The organism is Xanthomonas hawaiiensis (assembly GCF_031834635.1).
GTDB lineage: Bacteria > Pseudomonadota > Gammaproteobacteria > Xanthomonadales > Xanthomonadaceae > Xanthomonas_A > Xanthomonas_A sacchari.
Window position 1 is genome coordinate 4,350,953 of record NZ_CP115873.1, and the last position, 18,264, is coordinate 4,369,216.

Below are 18,264 nucleotides of genomic sequence, written 5' to 3' on the forward strand. Positions count from 1 at the left end.
GTCTCCGGAAAAAAGGGAATGCCGCGCTCAGCGCGAGCGCAATGCGAAGCGGCCGTCGCCGATCAGGAACAGCACCGCCAGCGCCAGCGCCCAGAACGCCGGGTACTCCCAGCCGCCGCCGGGATTGGCGAAGCCGAAGCCGTTGGCGCCATGCACGCTGACGATGGTGCCGAGCAGCAGCGGGATGCCGAGCAGTCCGACCCAGCGCGCGTACACGCCGAGCAGCAAGGCCGCCGCGAGGGTGAATTCCAGCGCCATGGCCACATAGCCCAGCGCGCCGGGCAGGCCGAGCGATACGAAGTAGGCCGCCGTGCCGGCCGGGGTGAACACCAGCAGCTTGGTCAGCGCATGCACCAGGAACAGCGCGCCCAGGGTCAGGCGCAACAAGGTGGCGCCATAGGGCGCCAGGCGGGAGACGGGAGCGGACATGAGATATCTCCGATGGGAAAGGACCCGCACAGGCTATTCCCAACGCCATCACGAATAAATTATCGTTATTTCGAGAATTAATTTCAGGATGCGCAACAATGGATACGCTCGACGCGATGCGTGTGTTCGTCGCCGTGGTCGACCGCAACGGCTTCAACGCCGCGGCCGAGGCACTCGGCATGTCCACCGCCAGCGTCACCCGCCAGGTGGCGTGGCTGGAACAGCGCCTGGGCTCGCGCCTGCTCAACCGCACCACCCGCCGGGTCAGCCCGAGCAGCGTCGGCGCGGCCTATTACCAGCGCTGCCAGTTGCTGCTGGCCGAGTTCGACGACATGGAGGCGGCCGTCGGCGAACAGGCGCTGACGCCGTCCGGCACGCTGCGGATCAACGCACCGTTCAGTTTCAGCGTCGCCCGGCTGGGCCCGCGCCTGGCCGGCTACAGCGCCCGCTATCCGCAGGTCGCCCTCGACCTGTCCCTGTCGGACCGCCTGGTGGACATCGTCGAGGAAGGCTACGACCTGGCGATCCGCATCACCCGCCAGGTGGCGCCGACCTTGATCGCCCGCAAGCTCGGCGAAGTGCAGGCGTTCCTGTGCGCATCGCCGGACTACCTGGCGCGTGCCGGCGCCCCGCAGCTGGCCGCCGACCTCGCTGGCCACGCCTTCCTCAGTTACAGCTACGTGCAGGACGACCTGACCCTGCACGGCCCCGACGGCGCGACCCAGGTGCGGGTGGCCGGCACCCTGCGCGCCAACTGCGGCGACGTGCTGCGCGAGGCGGCCATCGCCGGCATGGGCATCACCGTGCAGCCGGACTTCATGGCCGAGGCGGCGCTGGAGGACGGGCGCCTGGTGCGGGTGCTGCCCGACCACGAGATCGGGCCGATCGGCGTGTACGCGGTCTATGCCAGCCGCAGCCACCTGGCGCCGAAGGTGCGCAGCTTCATCGACTACCTGGTCGAAGTGGGCATCGACCGCACGATGCGCTCCCCGGCCGAGAGCTGAACCGCGGCGCGCGGACCGGACACAACATCCCGCCGATGACGCTGATCGCGGCGGCCGCCCGTGCGCACAATGCCCGCGCTTTCCCCCTCACCCTCAGGAGTCCGCTTATGAGCAAGATCGCGATCGTCTACTTCAGCGGCTACGGCCACACCGTCAAGCAGGCCGAGGCCGTGCACGCCGGCGCCGCCAGCGTCGGCGAAGCCACGCTGTACCGCATCGACCAGGACGGCAACCTGCCCGACGGCGCCTGGGAGGCCATCGGCCAGGCCGACGCCATCGTCTACGGCAGCCCGACCTACATGGGCGGCCCCGCCTGGCAGTTCAAGAAGTTCGCCGACGCCAGCTCCAAGCCGTGGTTCTCGCAGGCCTGGAAGGACAAGATCGCCGCCGGCTTCACCAACTCGGCCTCGGTCAACGGCGACAAGTTCGCCACCATCGAATACTTCTGGACCCTGGCCCAGCAGCACGGCCAGATCTGGGTCGGCACCGGCCTGCTGCCGTCCAACACCAAGGCGCACGGCCCGAACGACGTCAACTGGACCGCCGGCTCCGGCGGCGCGCTGGCGATCTCGCCGTCCGACGCCTCGCCGGACGAGGCGCCGCGCAGCGGCGACCTGGAGACCGCGCGCCTGCTCGGCAAGCGCGTGGCCGAGTTCGCGGCCAAGCTCAAGGGCTGAGTCCGGCGGTGCCGCCCGCGCAGGGCGGCACCCTGCACCGCGACGCAGCGGTGCCTGGGCAACGTACTGCCCCTCGGCGCCCGGCCTTGCCGGTCGGGCGCTGCTCGACGCCGCGATCGCGGCCGCGGCTCCAGCACGGCCGCCTGTTCCCGCGGTTCCCACTTCGCCACCTGCCGGCCCTCGACCGACCCATCGCGCTACGCCGTGCCAGCGACCGCATGCGCCGCACGCAGGTGATCGATGAACACGCGCAGCTTCGGCGGCAGGTGCTCGCGCGCCGGGTAGTAGATGTGCCAGCCGGCGAACGGCGCGTGCCAGTCGTCCAGCACCTGCTGCAGGCGGCCGGCGGCGACGTCGGCGGCGACCTGCCACTCGAACGCCTGGCCCAGGCCCAGCCCACGGCGGGCGGCGTCCAGGCCGACCGCGGTGTCGTTGACCACCAGCCGCCCGCTGACTTCGACCAGGAAATCGTGGCCGTCGCGGGTGAATTCCCAGGCCTGCAGGCGGCCGTCGGTGCGCCGCCAGCGGATGCAGTCGTGCGCGGCCAGTTCGGCCGGCGTACGCGGCGCCCCATGCGCGGCGAAATACGCCGGCGCGGCCACCACCGTCTGCCGCTGCGGCGGACCCACCGGCACCGCGATCATGTCGCGCGCCAGGCTCTCGCCCAGGCGGATGCCGGCATCGAACCCGCCGGCGACGATGTCGGCCAGGGTCCGGTCCGAGTACAGCTCCACGCTGACCTCCGGATAGCGCGCCAGGAATGCCGGCAGCTGCGGGCACACCAGTTGCTCGGCGGCCACCAGCGGCAGGTTGATGCGCAGCGTGCCGGCCGGGCGGTCGCGCAGGAAATCCAGGTCGGCGAAGGCCGCATCGATCTGCGCCAGGCCCGGCGCCACGCGCTGCAGGAAGCGCTCGCCGTGTTCGCTCAGGCCGACCCGGCGGGTGGTGCGGTTGAGCAGGCGTGCGCCCAGTTGCGCCTCCAGCGCGCGCAACGTCTGCGACAGCGCCGAGGGCGAGACGCCCAGTTCGGCGGCGGCGCGGGTGAAGCTGCCATGGTGGGCGACGCGGACGAAGGCGACGACGGCGGACAGCGGCGGTGGACGGTGCATGGCGAGTGGGCGGCAGTGGAAGGACGAACGTGGCAGGCGCGCCCGTCATTGTGTAGCACAGCTTCAAAGCCCATGCGGATTACCCGGATTTATCCGTGGCGACGCGGCGCCTACAGTGCCCCGCACCCTCACCTGGAGACCGCCACGATGGCCCTCGACCACTACCGCCTGCTCGGCCGTTCCGGCCTGCGCGTCAGCCCGCTGTGCCTGGGCACCATGACCTTCGGCGCCGACTGGGGCTGGGGCGCGGACGAAGCCGAGGCGCGCCGCCTGTTCGACCTGTACGTCGATGCCGGCGGCAATCTGTACCTGCACGCCTGGGACGGCACCACCGGCATCGACGAGGTCATGCGCGGTTTCGACGACCTGGTGCGTGCCGGCAAGATCCTCTACGCCGGCATCTCCGACACCCCTGCCTGGCAGGTGGCGCGCATGCAGACACTGGCCGACCTGCGCGGCTGGACGCCGTTCGTCGCCCTGCAGATCGAATACTCGCTGGCGCAGCGCACGGTCGAGCGCGAACTGGTGCCGATGGCCGGGGCGCTGGGCATGTCGGTGCTGGCCTGGTCGCCGCTGGCGATGGGCGTACTGACCGGCAAGTACGGCGCCGCCGATCTGGCGCGGGTGCGCGCGGCCGCCTCGGGCGGCGCGCAGGTCGATGGCGTGGGCCGCGCCGAGGTCGCGCATTCGCAACGCACCTTCAACGAACACGCGCTGGCGGTGGCCGAGGCGGTGGTGACGCTGGCCGCCGAGCTGCAGCGCTCGCCGGCGCAGGTGGCGCTGGGCTGGCTGCTGGCGCGCGGCGCGATGCCGATCGTCGGCGCGCGCAGCGTGGCGCAACTGCAGGACAACCTGGGCGCACTCACCCTGCACCTGGATGCCGAGGCCCTGCAGCGGCTGGACGTCGCCAGCGCGATCGAACTGGGCTTCCCGCACGACTTCCTGGCCTCGCCGAATCCGCAGGCCTTGCTGAGCGGCGGCACCCGCATCCAGCCGCGCTGAGCGCGGCCATCGTGTCCTTCGCGCACCGGGAACCGCCCATGCCCTCCACACCGAACGCGCCAGGCATGTCCTCACCCTGAGCGAACCGCCCTGCGGCCACGCTTTCCCTCCCCTCCCCCCTCAGGAGCATCTCCATGCAAACCCGTACCCTCGGCCGCAACGGCCCCCGCGTCTCCGCCCTCGGCCTCGGCTGCATGGGCATGAGCGCGTTCTACGGCGGCCGCAGCGACGACGCGGCCGCGATCGCGGTCATCCATGCGGCGATCGAGCACGGCGTCAGCCTCATCGACACCGCCGACATGTATGGCCCGCACACCAACGAGGTGCTGGTCGGCAAGGCGCTGGCCGGGCGCCGCGACCAGGTCGTGCTGGCGACCAAGTTCGGCATCAAGCTCGACCCCAACGACCCGGCCGCGCGCGGCATCGACGGCCGCCCCGAATACGTGCAGTCGGCCTGCGAGGCCAGCCTGCGCCGGCTCGGCGTGGACCACATCGACCTGTACTACCAGCACCGGGTGGACCCGAACGTGCCGATCGAGGACACGGTCGGGGCGATGGCACGGCTGGTGGAACAGGGCAAGGTGCGCTTCCTCGGCCTGTCCGAAGCGGCCGCCGCCACCATCCGCCGCGCGCACGCGGTGCACCCGATCACCGCGCTGCAGAGCGAGTACTCGCTGTGGTCGCGCGACCCGGAACACGATGGCGTGCTGGAGACGGTACGCGAGCTGGGCATCGGCTTCGTGCCGTACTCGCCGCTGGGCCGCGGCTTCCTGACCGGGGCGATCCGTTCGCCGGAGGATTTCGAGGCCGACGACTACCGGCGCCATTCGCCGCGCTTCCAGGGCGAGAACTTCGCCCGCAACCTGCAACTGGTGGAGCGCGTGCGCGAACTGGCGCAGGCCAAGGGCGTGACCCCCGGCCAGCTGGCGCTGGCCTGGGTGCTGGCGCAGGGCGAGGACCTGGTGCCGATCCCGGGCACCAAGCGCCTGGCCTACCTGGAAGAGAACCTGGGTGCGCTGCAGGTGAAGCTGAGCGCCGAGGAGCTGGCGCAGATCGAGGCGATCTTCCCCGCCGATGCCGCCGCCGGCCATCGCTACCCCGCCGCCTCGCGCGGCGCGCTGCAGGGCTGAACCGCGCCCCCGGCCGCGGCGCGGGTCGATTGCCCGCGCCGCGCCGGCCCCGCATGATGCGGGGGTGATCTCCTTCATCGTCCCCGCGCACGACGAAGCCGCCCTGATCGGCGACACGCTGGCGTCGCTGCATGTCGCCGCGCAGGCGCTGCGGCTGGACTGCGAGACCCTGGTGGTGGCCGATGCCTGCAGCGACGCCACCGCCGAGATCGCGCGTCGGCACGGCGCGCAGGTGCTGGAAGTGGAGCTGCGGCACATCGCCGCGGTGCGCAATGCCGGCGCCGCCGCCAGCCGCGGCCGCCACCTGCTGTTCGTCGATGCCGACACCCGGGTCAACACGCCGCTGCTGGCCGCCGCGCTGCGCGCATTGGGCACCGGCGCGGTCGGCGGCGGCGCGCAGGTGCGCCTGCTCGGCGACATCGCCTGGCACGAGCGCCTGGCGCAGACGCTGTTCGGCTGGCTGTTCCGCTGCACCGGCATCGCGCCCGGCTGCTTCCTGTTCTGCACGCGCAGCGCCTTCGTCGCTGCCGGCGGCTTCGACGAGCGCTACTACGCCGGCGAGGACGTGGCGCTGAGCCGCGCGCTGGCGCGACAGGGACGCTTCGTGATCCTGCGCGAGCCGGTGCACACCTCCGACCGCAAGCTGCGCAGCTTCAGCAAGCGCGAGCACCTGGGGCTGCTGCTGCAGTTGCTGCGCCGCGGCCGCGCCATGCTGCGCTCGCGCGACGCGCTCGGCTTCTGGTACGGGCAGCGCCGCGGGCGCTAGGTTGCGTCGGGTCGGCAAAGCGGTTGCGCCCAACGCGGGCGAGTTCCTACGCTCTGCACATGAGCGAGAACGGCAACCTGGACATCAGGAACGCGGCGATGGCGGACCGGCAGGCGATCGTGGCGCTGATGGCGGCGCTGGACTATGCCGGAACCGAGGACTTCATCGAGGCCCGCCTGGCGCAGCTCCTGGCGCATCCGGACGCCGCCTTGCTGGTGGCCGCCGCGGGAGACGATGTCGTGGGTGTGCTGTCGCTGCACTTTCTGCCGCAGTTGGCATTGGCCGGCGACATCTGCCGCATCAGCTATTTCTGCGTCGACGATCGCGCGCGCGGCGCCGGGGTGGGACAGCGTTTGCTGGCAGAGGGCGAGGCGCTGGCGCGGCAGCGCGGCTGCGACCGCCTGGAGGTGCACTGCCATCGCCGGCGGGAGCGCGCGCACGCCTTCTATCGGCGCGAAGGCTTTGTCGAAGCGCCCAAGTATTTCGCCAAGTCGCTGCGCGATTGAGGACTGTCTGAGGTCGCCGGCCGCCCACAGCGGCGCGATCTCCACGAGGGCGGTTGCCGGCGCCGAGGCGCTGGCAGTACGCTGCGCGCCCCTTGTGCGAGCTTTACGGATGAGCGTCCACATCAGCAGGCCCATCGCGCTGCGCATCCTCGGCACGGGCGAGTATCTGCCCACGCAGCAGGTGTCGGCGGAGGCCTTCGACCGGCGCTGGGGCAAGCCCGCCGGCTGGACCCTGCGGCATACCGGGGTCGCCACGCGCCACTATGCGGGCGCCGACGAGCCGGCCACCTTCATGGGCGAACGCGCCGCGCGCGCGGCGCTGGAGGCGGCGCAGCTGCAGGCGCATGAGATGGACTGCGTGATCAGCGCCTGCAGCCTGATGGAGCAGGCGATCCCGTGCAGCGCCGCGCTGCTGCACGCGCGGCTGGGCCTGCAGGGCAGCGGCATCCCGGCCTTCGACATCAACGCCACCTGCCTGAGCTTCATCGCCGCGCTCGACCTGGCCGCCTGCGCGATCGCTGCCGGCCGCTACCGCCGCGTACTGATCGTCGCCAGCGAGATCGCCAGTGTCGGCCTCAACCCGGACGATGCGGACACCGCGCCGCTGTTCGGCGACGGTGCCGCCGCGGTGGTGCTCGGCGCCGACGACGGCGCCAACGGTTCGCAGTTGCTGACCGCGCGCCTTGAAACCTATTCCGAAGGCATCGACCACTGCCGCGTGCGCGCCGGCGGCACCCGGCTGCGCCTGGATCACGGCGTCGACGCGCTGCGCGCCGGCTCGCAGTTCGAAATGAACGGGCGCGCCACCTATCGGCTGGCCGCGGCGAAGCTGCCCGGTTTCCTGCAGCGGCTGCTGGCGCAGGCCGGGGTCGAGCTGGCGCAGCTGCGGCGGATCGTGCCGCACCAGGCCAGCGCCAAGGCGCTGCGCCACCTGCGCGTGGCGCTGGGGCTGGCACCGGACGCGCTGATCGAGGTGATCGGCCACCGCGGCAACCAGATGGCCGCGTCGATTCCCGGTGCGCTGCACCAGGCGATCGCCAGCGGCCGCATCGTGCGCGGCGACCTGATCGGCCTGGTCGGCTCCGGCGCCGGGTTGGCGTTCGGCGGCGCGGTGTTGCGCTACTGACATGGCACGCGTCCTGGTCACCGGCGCGTCCGGCTTCATCGGCGCCTACATCGTGCGCGCGCTGGCCGATACCGGCGTACCGGTGCGCGCCAGCGGCCGCGACGTGGCCAAGCTGGCGGCCTTCGCCGGCGATCCGCGGATCGAGGTCTTGCCCGCCGACCTGTGCCGCGACGACCTGGCGCCGTTGCTGCGCGGCTGCGATGCGGTGATCCACTGCGCGGCGCTGTCGGCGCCGTGGGCCAGCGCCGAGACCTTCCGCCTGGCCAACGTGGTCGCCACCGAACGCCTGCTCGCCGCCGCGCTGGCCGCGCGCGTGCGCCGCTTCGTGCACTTCAGTTCGCCCAGCATCTATTTCCGCTTCGCCGACCAGTATCAGGTGCGCGAGGCGTTCACCCCGCCGGCGCGCTGGATCGGCGGCTACCCGCAGACCAAGTGGGAAGCGGAGGAGAAGGTGCGCGCCGCCGCGGCGGCCGGACTGCCGGCGGTGGTGCTGCGCCCGCGCGCGGTATTCGGCCAGGGCGACAACGCGATCGTGCCGCGCTTGCTGGCGGTGGCGCAGCGCGGCTGGTTCCCGCTGGTCCACGGCGGCCGCGCGATGATCGACGTGTGCTGTGTGGAGAACGCGGTGGCCGCGGCGCTGGCCGCGCTGCGCGCCGAGCACATCGGCGACGGCCGCGCCTACAACATCAGCAACGGCGTGCCGATCGCGGTGCGCGACCTGCTGACCGAACTGTTCGCGGTGCTGCGCCTGCGCGTGCGGCTGCTGCCGGTGCCGCGCGGGCCGGCGCTGGCGCTGGCCACGCTCGGCGAACAGATCGCGCTGCGCCGGCGCGGGCAGCCGGAGCCGCGGCTCAGCCGCTACGGCATCGGCGTACTCGGCTATTCGCAGACGCTGGACATCGGCCGCGCGCGTCGCGAACTCGGCTATGCGCCGGTGCGGTCGACCGAGGCCGGGCTGGCCGCGCTGGGGCGGCCATGAGCACGCCCAGGCTGCAGTGGCGGCTGTACGAGGCCGGCCACTGCACGCATCCGGAGCGCGCCACGCGCCGCGGCGCGCCGCTGGCGCCGTGTCCGTTTCCGGCGCTGGCGGCATTGCTGCAGCATCCGCAGCACGGCGACCTGCTGTTCGATACCGGCTATTCGCCCCACTTCTTCGACGCCACCGCGCGCTTCCCCGAGCGCCTGTACCGCTGGCTGACCCCGGTGCACCTCGCGCCCGGACAATCGCTGCGCGAACAACTGGTCCGCGACGGCGTGGATGCGGACCGCATCGGCTGGATCGTGCTGTCGCACTTCCATGGCGACCACGTCGGCGGCGTCGCCGATTTCCCGCACGCGCGCCTGGCATGCGCACAGCAGGCCTGGGACGACCTGCAGCGCCGCGGCCGGCTGGCCGCGCTGCGCGAAGGCTTCCTGCCGGCGCTGCTGCGCGGCGCGCGTCCGCGCATGCACTGGATCGAGGCCTTGCCCGCGGCCACGACACCCGCCGCGCTGCGCGACTTCGGCACGCCGCGCGATCTGTTCGGCGACGCCAGCGTGCTGCTGGTGCCGCTGCCCGGGCACGCGCCCGGTCATTACGGTCTGTGGTTCGAGGACGCGCAAGGCCCGGTGTTCCTGATCGCCGATGCGGCCTGGTCCAGCGCCGCGCTCGCCGACGGCACGCCGCCGCCAGCGCTGGTCACCCACCTGCTCGGCGAGCATCGCGTGTACCGCGACACGCTGGCGCGGCTGCATGCGCTGCGCCAGGCCGCGCCGCAGGTGCGCCTGGTGCCCTCGCACTGCCGGCACTGGCGGCCGACACCGGCGGAACGCCCGCATGAATGACGCACCCGGCGTGCTGATCACCGGTGCGCGTGCGCCGGTCGCCCTGGATCTGGCGCGCCGTTTCGCCGCGCAGGGCTGGCGGGTGCACCTGGCCGACAGCGTCGCCAGCCGCATCTCCGGCTGGTCGCGCACGGTCGCCGGGCATCACCGCATCGCACCGGCGCGCGATGCGCCGCGCGCCTGGCTGGCCGATCTCAACACCGTGCTCGCGCGCCAGCGCATCGACGTGCTGGTACCGACCTGCGAGGAGGTGTTCTACCTGGCCCGCTACCGCAGTGCGCTGCCGGCGCAGTTGCACCTGCCCTTGCACGACTTCGAGACGTTGCGCGCGCTGCACAGCAAGTACCACTTCATGGAACTGGCGCGCGGACTCGGCAGCGACGTGGAGGTACCGGCCAGCGTGCGCGTGCGCAACCTGGCGCAGGCGCGCGAATGGGCCGGCACCGCCCCGCTGGTGCTCAAACCGGAGTTCTCGCGCTTCGGCGTGCATGTGCGGCTGTACCCGCAAGGCGTGCCCGCCGATGCCGCGCCGTTGCCTGCGCAGGGCGACTGGGTCGCACAGCGCTACTGCGCCGGCGAGGAACGCTGCTCGTATGCGCTGGCGCGCGACGGCGTGTTGCTGGCGCATGCGGTGTACCGCCCGCGCTATCGGCTGCGGCGCAGTTCCAGCTATTACTTCGACGCGGCGCCGGATCCGCAGATCGAGCGTTTCACCGCGCAGTTGGTGCAGGCGCTGCGCTTCACCGGGCAGATCTCCTTCGACTGGATGGTGTCTTCGGAAGGGCGCCGCAGCGTGATCGAATGCAATCCACGCGCGACCAGCGGCCTGCATCTGTTCGCCGCGACCGATCCGCTGGTGGGATTGCTGTGCGGCGACGCGGGCGCGGCGCTGGCGCCGTTGCGCCCGACCGACGATCGCGCAGCGATGCTGGGCATGCTGATGCTCGGCGCGGCCTTGCCGGCGGCACTGGCCAATGGCCGCCTGAGGCAGTGGCGCCACGACTACGCACGCGCCGAGGATGTGCTGGCACCGCGCGGCGACCGCTGGCCGCTGGTCGGCACCCTGTGCGACCTGGGCAGCCACGCGCGCCTGGCGCTGGCACAGCGCTGCAGCGTGCGCGAAGCCGCCACCCGCGATACCGAGTGGGACGGCGAGGCATTGCCACCGCCATGAACCATGGCGACGACGCCGCCGCAGCCGCCGACTACGCCGCGCAGCTGCAACGCTTCGCCGCACTGCATGCCGGCGGCGACGCGCAGCAGTTGGCCAATAACGCACATGCGCGCATTGAGATATTGCAGGCGGGCGCGCTGGCGCTGCCGGTGACGGTCGGCGAACGCCACCCCGGCAACGCCTGGGTCTGCTCGCCGCGCACCACCTACGCCGACTACGCCGCCGAGGAAGCCGCACGGCTGCTGCCGGGCGCGCTGGCCGCGCCGGTGCGCGGGCTGTGCGGCGGGATCGGCGCCTGGCTGGACTGGGCACGGATCGACCGCGCGGTCACCCTCAACAACTGGCTGCTGTCCACCAACCTGTATCCGCCACTGCCGCCGACCGGCCTGCGCACGTTGCTGGACGCCGCACGCACGCGCTGGCCCGACCACGCCCTGTGGTTCCGCTCGCTCAACGCGGTGGACACACCGCAGTGGCTGCACGCGCTGCAGGCCGAAGGCTTCACCCTCATCGCCAGCCGCCAGGTCTACCTGTACGAGGACTGGCCGCAACTGCTGCGCCATCGCGACCTGGCCCGCGATCTCAAGCTGGTCGATCGTCGCGATCTGCAGCGCTGCGGCAACGACGCCATCGGCGAGGCCGACTACCCGCGCATCGCCGCACTATATGCGCAGTTGTACCTGCAAAAATATTCGCGCTGCAATCCGGCCTACCACGCCGGCTTCCTGCGCGCCTGGCACCGCGCCGGGTTGCTGCGCTTCGACGGCTTCCGCGATGGCGGCGGGGAGCTGGTGTGCATCACCGGGCTGTTCGGCATCGGCGGCACCGTCACCGCGCCGATCGTCGGCTACGACCTGCAGCTGCCGCAGCGGCTGGCGCTGTACCGCACCCTCACCGCCTGCGGCATCGACCATGCGCGACGGTACGGCCAGCGCCTCAACCAGAGCGCCGGCGCGGCCAGCTTCAAGCGCCAGCGCGGCGGCGTACCGGTCATCGAGTACAGCGCGGTCGATGCGCGGCACCTGCCGTTGCGGCGACGCCAGCCGATCGCCGCGCTCGGCGCGCTGACCCGGCGCATCGGCGTGCCGCTGATGCGCCGGTATCGGCTGTGACTGGGGTCCGCACCCCGCGTTTGCATTCCGTAACCGTTTTCAGCGCAAACCCGGCGTGTCTTGCCGAATTCCAGGCATGGACGCTGCCTTATACTTTGCTGCATCTGCAACACCTCATCGCCGCTGCGGCCCGGAACATCTGTGGAATGGATTGCGCATCTGGCCCATGCCGGCACCCTGCTGATCGTCAACGCATTGCTCGCGGCGGTGTCCTCGGCGATGTTCCTGGCGCTGTACGTCACCGGCCGCAAGGAACGGCACGCGCGCAGCCTGTTGCTGCTGGCGCTGAGCTACGGCGTGTTCGCCCTGGGCTTCGGCATCCTGCTGGCGCCGGCCTGGAACGTCACCAACTACTGGGTCAACCACACCGGCAACGTCACCCTGGACGTGGCCACCATGCTGACGCTGGTGGCGGTGAACGCCTATCTGCGGCGTCCGCTGCTGCAATGGACGCTGCTGGTGCCGGTCGCGCTGCTCTGCGCGCTGGAGCTCTACAGCCTGTACTACGCCAACCACGATCACCGGATCATGGTGATCTTCGGCGGCATGGTGCGCGGCCTGCTGACCGCCGCCACCGCAGTCGCGCTGTGGCGCTATGCCGACAGCGTGGTGCGCTCGGCGGCGCGCTTCACCTCGGTCTGCCATTTCCTGTGGGCTGGCATGGTGGGACTGCGGATCGCCTGGTGGGCGCTGCATCCCGGTGCCGATACCAGCTACGACCCGACCACCACCTTCGGCCTGCTCTCGCGCATCGTGCTGACCGCCAGCATCACTCCCGGCTTCCTGTGGATGCTGACCCGCGAAATGAACGCGGAACTGCGGCGGCATGCCTCGCAGGATCCGCTGACCGGGGTGACCAACCGCCGGGTGATGTGGGAGCGTGGCGAGGCGGCGAGCCACGATGCCGCGCGCAGGCAGGCGTCGATCGCGGTGCTGATGATCGATGTGGACCATTTCAAGGCGATCAACGACCGCTTCGGCCATGCGATCGGCGACCGGGTGCTGGTCGCCATCGCGCAGACGCTGGCGCAGCACATCCACACCCCCAACCTGCTCGCGCGCATCGGCGGCGAGGAGTTCATGGTGCTGATGCCGCATGGCGACGAGGCGGCGGTGCGCGACCTCGCCGAGCGCCTGCGGCGGCGCATCGAACAGCAGCAGATCGACGCCGCAGCCGAGGCGTCGCCGGTGTGCACGGTGAGCATCGGCTATTGCCTGTCGCCGCGCGCGCAGGCGCCGTGGCAGACCCTGGTGCTGGCGGCCGACCAGGCGCTGTACGCGGCCAAGCGCGCCGGCCGCAACCGCATCGCCGGCACCACGGTCGCGTGAGCGCCCCGGGCGAGCGGCACGCCATGCGCACCACGCCGACGGCATGAGCGCCTGGCATCCGTCGCTGTACCGACACTGGTTCGCCGTCGCGCCCGCCGCGGCGTTGCGGCGGCAGCCGCTGGCGGTGACGGTGATGGACCGGCATGCGGCGATCGCGCGGTGCGCCGACGGCCGCCTGCTGGCGCTGGAAGACCGCTGCCCGCACCGGCACGCGCCGTTGTCGGCCGGCTGCGCCACCGGCGACGGCCTGTCCTGTCCTTATCACGGCTGGCGCTTCGACCGCAGCGGCGCGCTGCGCGAGATTCCCGGCCTGCCGCCCGGGCAGACGCCGCCGGCGGTGCGGGTGCGCGCCTTCGCCGCGCGCGAGCACGACGGCCTGATCTGGCTGCGTCCCGATCCCGAAGGCGCTGACGCGCCATCGCACCTGGTGCAGGCGCTGCAGCCGTCGGCGCGGCGTTTCCTGTGGCGCACCCGCTGGGACGCACACGTGGTCGATGCGCTGGAGAACTTCCTCGACCCGCTGCACACCCATCTGCTGCATCCGGGGCTGGTGCGGCGCGGCGGCGCGCGCACCGCGATGCGCGCCGAACTGCGCCACACCGAGGAAGGCTTCCACGTGGACTACCGCGGCGCGGCGGCGCAGAGCGGCTGGCTGTACCGGCTGTTCGAATCGCCGCGCACGCTGGAACGCGCGCATTTCGCCGCCCCCGGCAGCGCGCAGATCGAGTACCGCTATGCGCGCGGCGGCCGCGTGCGGATCAGCCTGCACTTCACCCCGCTCGGCGTGCGCAGCACCGAGGTCTTCGCCAGCCTGCACGTGGAGGGGCGCTGGGCGCCCGCTTGGGCGGTGCGCCTGCTGGTGTGGCCGCTGCTGCGCCGGGTCGGCGAGCAGGACCGGCGCATGCTCGCGCTGCAGTCGCGCAACCTGCAGCGCTATCCCGGCGCACGCGGCGCCTCGACCGCGCTGGACCTGGTGCGTGAACCGCTGCGCCGCTACTGGGACGGCGAGCCGCTGCCGGCCCCGGACAGCGGCCACGACGTGGAGATCATGCTGTGACTGCGCCGAGCCGCTGCAGCACCGTCGCCAATGGGGCCGGACGCCCCAGCAGATAGCCCTGCACGCCGCCGCAGCCGTGCGCGCGCAGCCAGCGCAGCTGCGCCTCGGTTTCCACGCCTTCGGCGACCACGTCCAGGCCCAGGCAATGGCCCAGGGTCAGCAGCGCCTGGCAGATCGAGGCATTGCGCGGATCGCGGTCGACCTCGGCGACGAAGCTGCGGTCGATCTTCAGCGTGTCCAGCGGCAGGTCGCGCAGATACGCCATGCTGGAGAAGCCGGTGCCGACATCGTCCAGGGCCACGCGCACGCCCAGCGCGCGCAGTTGCCGCAGCACGTCGCCGGCCTGCTGCGGCTGCCGCATCAGGCTGCTTTCGGTCAGTTCCAACTGCAGGCCGTCTGCGGCCAGCCCGGCCTCGGCACACGCCTGCACCAGATCGGCGACCAGGTCGCCATCGAAGAACTGCAACGCCGACACGTTCACCGCCACCGGCAGGTTCGGCCAACCGTGGTCGGCCAGCTCGCGGCGCGCACGCGCCGCCGCGTGCATCACCCAGCGCCCCAGCGGCAGGATCAGCCCGGTGTCCTCGCACAGCTGGATGAAGGTATCCGGCGCGATGAAGCCGCCATCGGCCTGCGGCCAGCGGATCAGCGCTTCCAGCTCGCGCGGCGCGCCGCTGACCGCGTCCATGATCGGCTGGAAGTGCAGCGCGAACTCCTGCCGCTCGATCGCCTGCTGCAGGCGTCCGGCCAGGCGCAGACGTTCGCCGGTGCGCGCGGCCATGGCGCGGTCGAAGCGCACCAGGCTGCGGCCCTCGGCCTGCGCCGCATGCGCGGCTTGCGCGGCGCTGCCGATGGCCTCGTCGGCATCGGCGGCATCGTCCGGACACAACGCCACGCCGATGTGCGCCTGCAGTTGCTGGGCGAACTCGCCGCCCTGCACCGGCGTATGCAGCGCCTCCTGCAGCGCCTGCAAGGCCTGCGGCAGGAGCTGCGGATCCAGGATCGCCAGCACGAAATCCTGCGCCGGCTGGTGCGCGCTCAGGCCGAAGCGCTCGCCGAGCGCGCGGATGCGCTCGGCCACTGCGCTACGCACCGCATCGCCGGTCGCGCGGCCCAGGGTGTCGCCGATCAGGGCCAGACCGCGCACCTGCACGTAGGCGATGGCATAGCCGCCGCGCTGCGCGCGCAGCGCCTCGGCCAGCGCATGCGGCTTGAGCAGACCGGTATTGAACTCGTGGCGCGCCAGGTAGGCCAGTTCGCGTTCGTGGGCCAGGCGTTCGGTCACGTCCTCGGCCAGGATCAGCCGCGCCGGCACGCCGCCGAATTCCAGGTCGACGCTGTGGATGCACACCGACAGCAGGCTGCCGTCCTTGCGCCGATGGGTCCACACGCTCGGCGCGTCGAAGCCCTCGCGCGGCTTGCGCACGTCCTGCAGCAAGCGCTCGACATCCTCCGACGGGCGCAGGTCGCGCAGGTCCATCGCCAGGAATTCCTCGCGGCTGTAGCCGTACTGGCGCACTGCGGCCTGGTTCACTTCCAGGAAGCGCAGGCTGTCGACGGCGAACACCCAGTACGGCAGCGGATTGCGGTCGAACACCAGGCGGAACTGCCGCTCGGCATCGAGCAGGCGTGCCTGCGCCGCCACCCGATCGCTGACGTCCTGCACCGCGCCGGTCATGCACATGCCCGTGCGCGTGCGCACCAGCGCGCCGCGCGCGGCCAGCCAGCGCAGGCGCCCATCGGGCAGGTGCATGCGGTAGACGGTGTTGTACTCCGCACGCCCCTGCGCGGCGTCCTCGTACAACTGCTCCACCCGCGCGCGATCCTCGACGTGGAGCCGCTCCAGGAACGCCTCGAGGGGCATCTGCATGCGTTGCAGTCCGAACATCGCCCCGGTCGGCTCGGACAGGCGCAGCACGCGCTGCGCGATGTCGATGCGCCAGGTGCCGATGCCGCCCATGCCGTGGGCCAGGCGCAGATCCTCGTCGCCGCGGCGCAGCCGCTGCAGCAGGTGACGCTGACGCCGCTCGGCACGGCGCAGGCTGCCGAGCAGGTAGGCCAGGCCGAGCAGGTACAGCGCATACACCAGCGCCGCCGCCGCGACGAACCACCACCAGCCTGCCAGCGTCTCGCGCAGCCCCACGCCGGCCACCGCCAGCAACGGATACGCACCGCCACCGCTCAGCGCCAGGATCCGCGGTGTCCCGTCGAAGACATCGCGGCGTACCCCCAAGGCGCCGCCGTGCGGCATCGGCTGCGCCAGCGCGATCGGCAGGCGTGGCTGTCCGTCCGCGAGCGGGCGGCTGGCGGCCAGCAGCACGCCCTGCGCGTCGGTCAGGGCGACGATGCCGTCGCGCCCGCTGTCTGTCCCCTGCACGATGCGTTGCAACGCGGCCACCCGCCATTGCGCCTCGACCCAGCCATCGGTCCCCCACGGGACCGCCACGCGGACCACCGCCTCGCCATCGGCCAGGCGCACTGGCGGACTCACGCAGACCCGGTCGCCGCAGCGCGCGCGCGGCATCCATGCGCGCAGTTGCGGATCGCTCGTGCCGCCGAAGCGGCGTTGGCCCTGCACATCCAGCAGGGCCACGTCGCGCAGTTCCGGGTGCCGCGCCTGCAGGCCGTGCAGCGAGGCGGCGATCAGTTCGGGCGCCCGCGCTGGCGTCTCCGCCAGCAGCGCCTGCGCGCTCAGCCCCTCGCCGTGCAGGGCCTGACCGAGATTGTCCAGTTGCAACTGCAGCAGGCGGTCGCTGCCGGTGGCCAAGGCCAGGCTCTGCCGCTGCGCCGCGGCCAGACGGTTGTGGCGGTCCTGCGCCAGCACCAGCACCAGGCCGGCGGCCAGCAGCACCGCCAGCGCCAGGCCCCAGGTCGCGATCGCCTGCAACGGCGCGCGCGTGACGCGCCGCAGGCTGTGCCGAAAGCGACGGTCACGCTTCCTGTCGGCGAGCGGGTTCGGCGGCATCGAGAATGGACGTGCGGCGTAGGTGCTGGATACAGCGGCCTGGGACCGGCGATCTTGACCATGCGTGACGCGATACTGCGTTCAGCGATGCAGATAAATCATTCAGTCCGCTGCGGCCAATGCGCCAGTGCCTGCGTCGTCAGCCCCACCCGCCGGCACGCGCGCGCGGCGATGCCGTCGTGCAGTGCGACCCGGAACAGCGGCGCCACCTGCTGCAGCAGCCAGGCCGGCACCGCCGGGCCGGTGCGCTGCAGCCGCGCCTGCCGCAGCATCGTGCTTGCCCACGGCGGCAGCAATGCCGCGCCGGCCCCCAGGAACAGTTCCCGCGAAAGCCCCGGCGCCGGCACCGGCAGGCGCAGGCCGGACAGCACCGCCAGTACCTCGCGCGAGCGCGCATCCACCCGCAGCAGCGGCCGCTGCCGCTCGAAATAGGCCAGCACCGCCGCCTCGCTGGCCGGAACCTCGCGCGCGCCCAGCGCCTCGGCCACGCGCCGGCCTTCGTCGTAGTAGCGGTCGGCGATCTCGGTCGGCACCGCGCGGCAATAGCGGCGGTAACCCTGCAGGAAGCCGTAGGCCTCGGTCACGTGCACCCAGGTCAGCAGCGCCGGATCGTCGGCCGCGTAGGCGCGCCCGTCGGGCGCGTGGCCGCGCACCCGCGCATGGATCGCGCGCACGCGGGCGATCTGGCGCTGCGCCGCGTCGGTCGGCGCGTAGCTGGTGGCGGCGACGAACTGGGTGGTGCGGCGCAGGCGCCCGACCAGGTCCTCGCGGAAGTTTGAGTGGTCGTAGACGCCGGCCAGCGCCAGCGGATGCAGGGTCTGCAGCAGCAGCGCACACAGCCCGCCGGCCAGCATCCCGGGAAACTCGGCATGGATGCGCCAGGTGACGCTGTCCGGGCCGAACAGGCCCACATCGCCGAGCGGCTGGTCGTAGTCGATGGCATCGCGTTCGCGCGGGAACGCGCCCAGCACCCAGCGGCGGATCTGGGTGGTGGCCGGAGCGGAAAGGGTGCGCAGCAGCGAGGACATGCGCCGATGGTAGCGGAGGCGGCGCC

General features: G+C 72.2%; 17 protein-coding genes. 13 read left to right on the forward strand and 4 right to left on the reverse strand.

The annotated features are described in order from the left end of the window. Positions 1–27: 27 nt before the first annotated feature. Positions 28–429: a DoxX family protein gene (locus tag PG878_RS18535; protein ID WP_209031550.1), complete on the reverse strand. Its 402-nt coding sequence runs from the start codon at positions 427–429 to the stop codon at positions 28–30. Positions 430–527: 98 nt separating this feature from the next. Between PG878_RS18535 and PG878_RS18540 the strand changes: the two genes are divergently transcribed. Together PG878_RS18540 and PG878_RS18545 are read left to right on the forward strand one after the other, a co-directional pair. After that, entirely contained in the window at positions 528–1,433 is a 906-nt protein-coding gene (locus PG878_RS18540; RefSeq protein ID WP_209031549.1) for a LysR family transcriptional regulator, read from the forward strand. Between the two features lie 107 nt (positions 1,434–1,540). Continuing rightward, positions 1,541–2,110, forward strand: a complete 570-nt coding sequence (locus tag PG878_RS18545) for a flavodoxin family protein (RefSeq protein ID WP_209031548.1) — start codon at positions 1,541–1,543, stop codon at positions 2,108–2,110. A gap of 197 nt (positions 2,111–2,307) precedes the next feature. On the opposite strand, the gene PG878_RS18550 is transcribed toward PG878_RS18545, so the two are convergent. Next, the gene (locus PG878_RS18550; RefSeq protein WP_209031547.1) at positions 2,308–3,219 is read right to left on the reverse strand and encodes a LysR family transcriptional regulator; all 912 of its coding nucleotides are present in this window, start codon (positions 3,217–3,219) and stop codon (positions 2,308–2,310) included. Between the two features lie 147 nt (positions 3,220–3,366). On the opposite strand from PG878_RS18550, the gene PG878_RS18555 reads away from it, so the two are divergent. The 11 genes from PG878_RS18555 (at position 3,367) to PG878_RS18605 (ending at position 14,245) form a co-directional block, all read left to right on the forward strand. Beyond that, entirely contained in the window at positions 3,367–4,221 is an 855-nt protein-coding gene (locus PG878_RS18555; protein ID WP_209031546.1) for an aldo/keto reductase, read from the forward strand. 134 nt (positions 4,222–4,355) lie between these two features. Beyond that, positions 4,356–5,351 (forward strand): aldo/keto reductase, encoded by a 996-nt coding sequence (locus PG878_RS18560; protein ID WP_209031545.1) that lies wholly within the window; start codon positions 4,356–4,358, stop codon positions 5,349–5,351. Between the two features lie 64 nt (positions 5,352–5,415). Next, the gene (locus PG878_RS18565) at positions 5,416–6,117 is read left to right on the forward strand and encodes a glycosyltransferase (RefSeq protein WP_209031544.1); all 702 of its coding nucleotides are present in this window, start codon (positions 5,416–5,418) and stop codon (positions 6,115–6,117) included. Between the two features lie 59 nt (positions 6,118–6,176). Beyond that, positions 6,177–6,623 carry a GNAT family N-acetyltransferase gene (locus PG878_RS18570; RefSeq protein ID WP_209031543.1) on the forward strand — a complete coding sequence of 149 codons (447 nt, stop codon included), beginning with the start codon at positions 6,177–6,179 and terminating at the stop codon, positions 6,621–6,623. 109 nt (positions 6,624–6,732) lie between these two features. Beyond that, entirely contained in the window at positions 6,733–7,749 is a 1,017-nt protein-coding gene (locus tag PG878_RS18575) for a 3-oxoacyl-[acyl-carrier-protein] synthase III C-terminal domain-containing protein (protein WP_209031542.1), read from the forward strand. A gap of 1 nt (position 7,750) precedes the next feature. After that, positions 7,751–8,728, forward strand: coding sequence for an NAD-dependent epimerase/dehydratase family protein (locus tag PG878_RS18580; RefSeq protein WP_209031541.1), 978 nt, complete (start codon positions 7,751–7,753; stop codon positions 8,726–8,728). After that, positions 8,725–9,573, forward strand: a complete 849-nt coding sequence (locus tag PG878_RS18585) for an MBL fold metallo-hydrolase (protein ID WP_209031540.1) — start codon at positions 8,725–8,727, stop codon at positions 9,571–9,573. Before PG878_RS18580 ends, PG878_RS18585 begins: the two co-directional genes overlap by 4 nt. Next, positions 9,566–10,747 carry an ATP-grasp domain-containing protein gene (locus PG878_RS18590; protein ID WP_209031539.1) on the forward strand — a complete coding sequence of 394 codons (1,182 nt, stop codon included), beginning with the start codon at positions 9,566–9,568 and terminating at the stop codon, positions 10,745–10,747. The genes PG878_RS18585 and PG878_RS18590 overlap by 8 nt, the downstream gene beginning before the upstream one ends. After that, complete coding sequence (locus PG878_RS18595; RefSeq protein ID WP_209031538.1) at positions 10,744–11,859, forward strand: hypothetical protein; 1,116 nt, start codon at positions 10,744–10,746, stop codon at positions 11,857–11,859. The genes PG878_RS18590 and PG878_RS18595 overlap by 4 nt, the downstream gene beginning before the upstream one ends. A 141-nt stretch (positions 11,860–12,000) precedes the next feature. Beyond that, positions 12,001–13,188, forward strand: a complete 1,188-nt coding sequence (locus PG878_RS18600) for a GGDEF domain-containing protein (protein WP_209031537.1) — start codon at positions 12,001–12,003, stop codon at positions 13,186–13,188. A 43-nt stretch (positions 13,189–13,231) separates the two neighbouring features. Next, a complete protein-coding gene (locus tag PG878_RS18605) occupies positions 13,232–14,245 on the forward strand; it encodes a Rieske 2Fe-2S domain-containing protein (RefSeq protein WP_209031536.1) in 1,014 nt (337 codons plus the stop codon). Here PG878_RS18605 and PG878_RS18610 read toward each other — a convergent pair. Beyond that, positions 14,235–17,132, reverse strand: coding sequence for a bifunctional diguanylate cyclase/phosphodiesterase (locus PG878_RS18610; RefSeq protein WP_209031535.1), 2,898 nt, complete (start codon positions 17,130–17,132; stop codon positions 14,235–14,237). The genes PG878_RS18605 and PG878_RS18610 overlap by 11 nt on opposite strands. A 176-nt stretch (positions 17,133–17,308) precedes the next feature. Beyond that, complete coding sequence (locus PG878_RS18615; protein WP_209031534.1) at positions 17,309–18,238, reverse strand: oxygenase MpaB family protein; 930 nt, start codon at positions 18,236–18,238, stop codon at positions 17,309–17,311. Between the last annotated feature and the right edge of the window lie 26 nt (positions 18,239–18,264).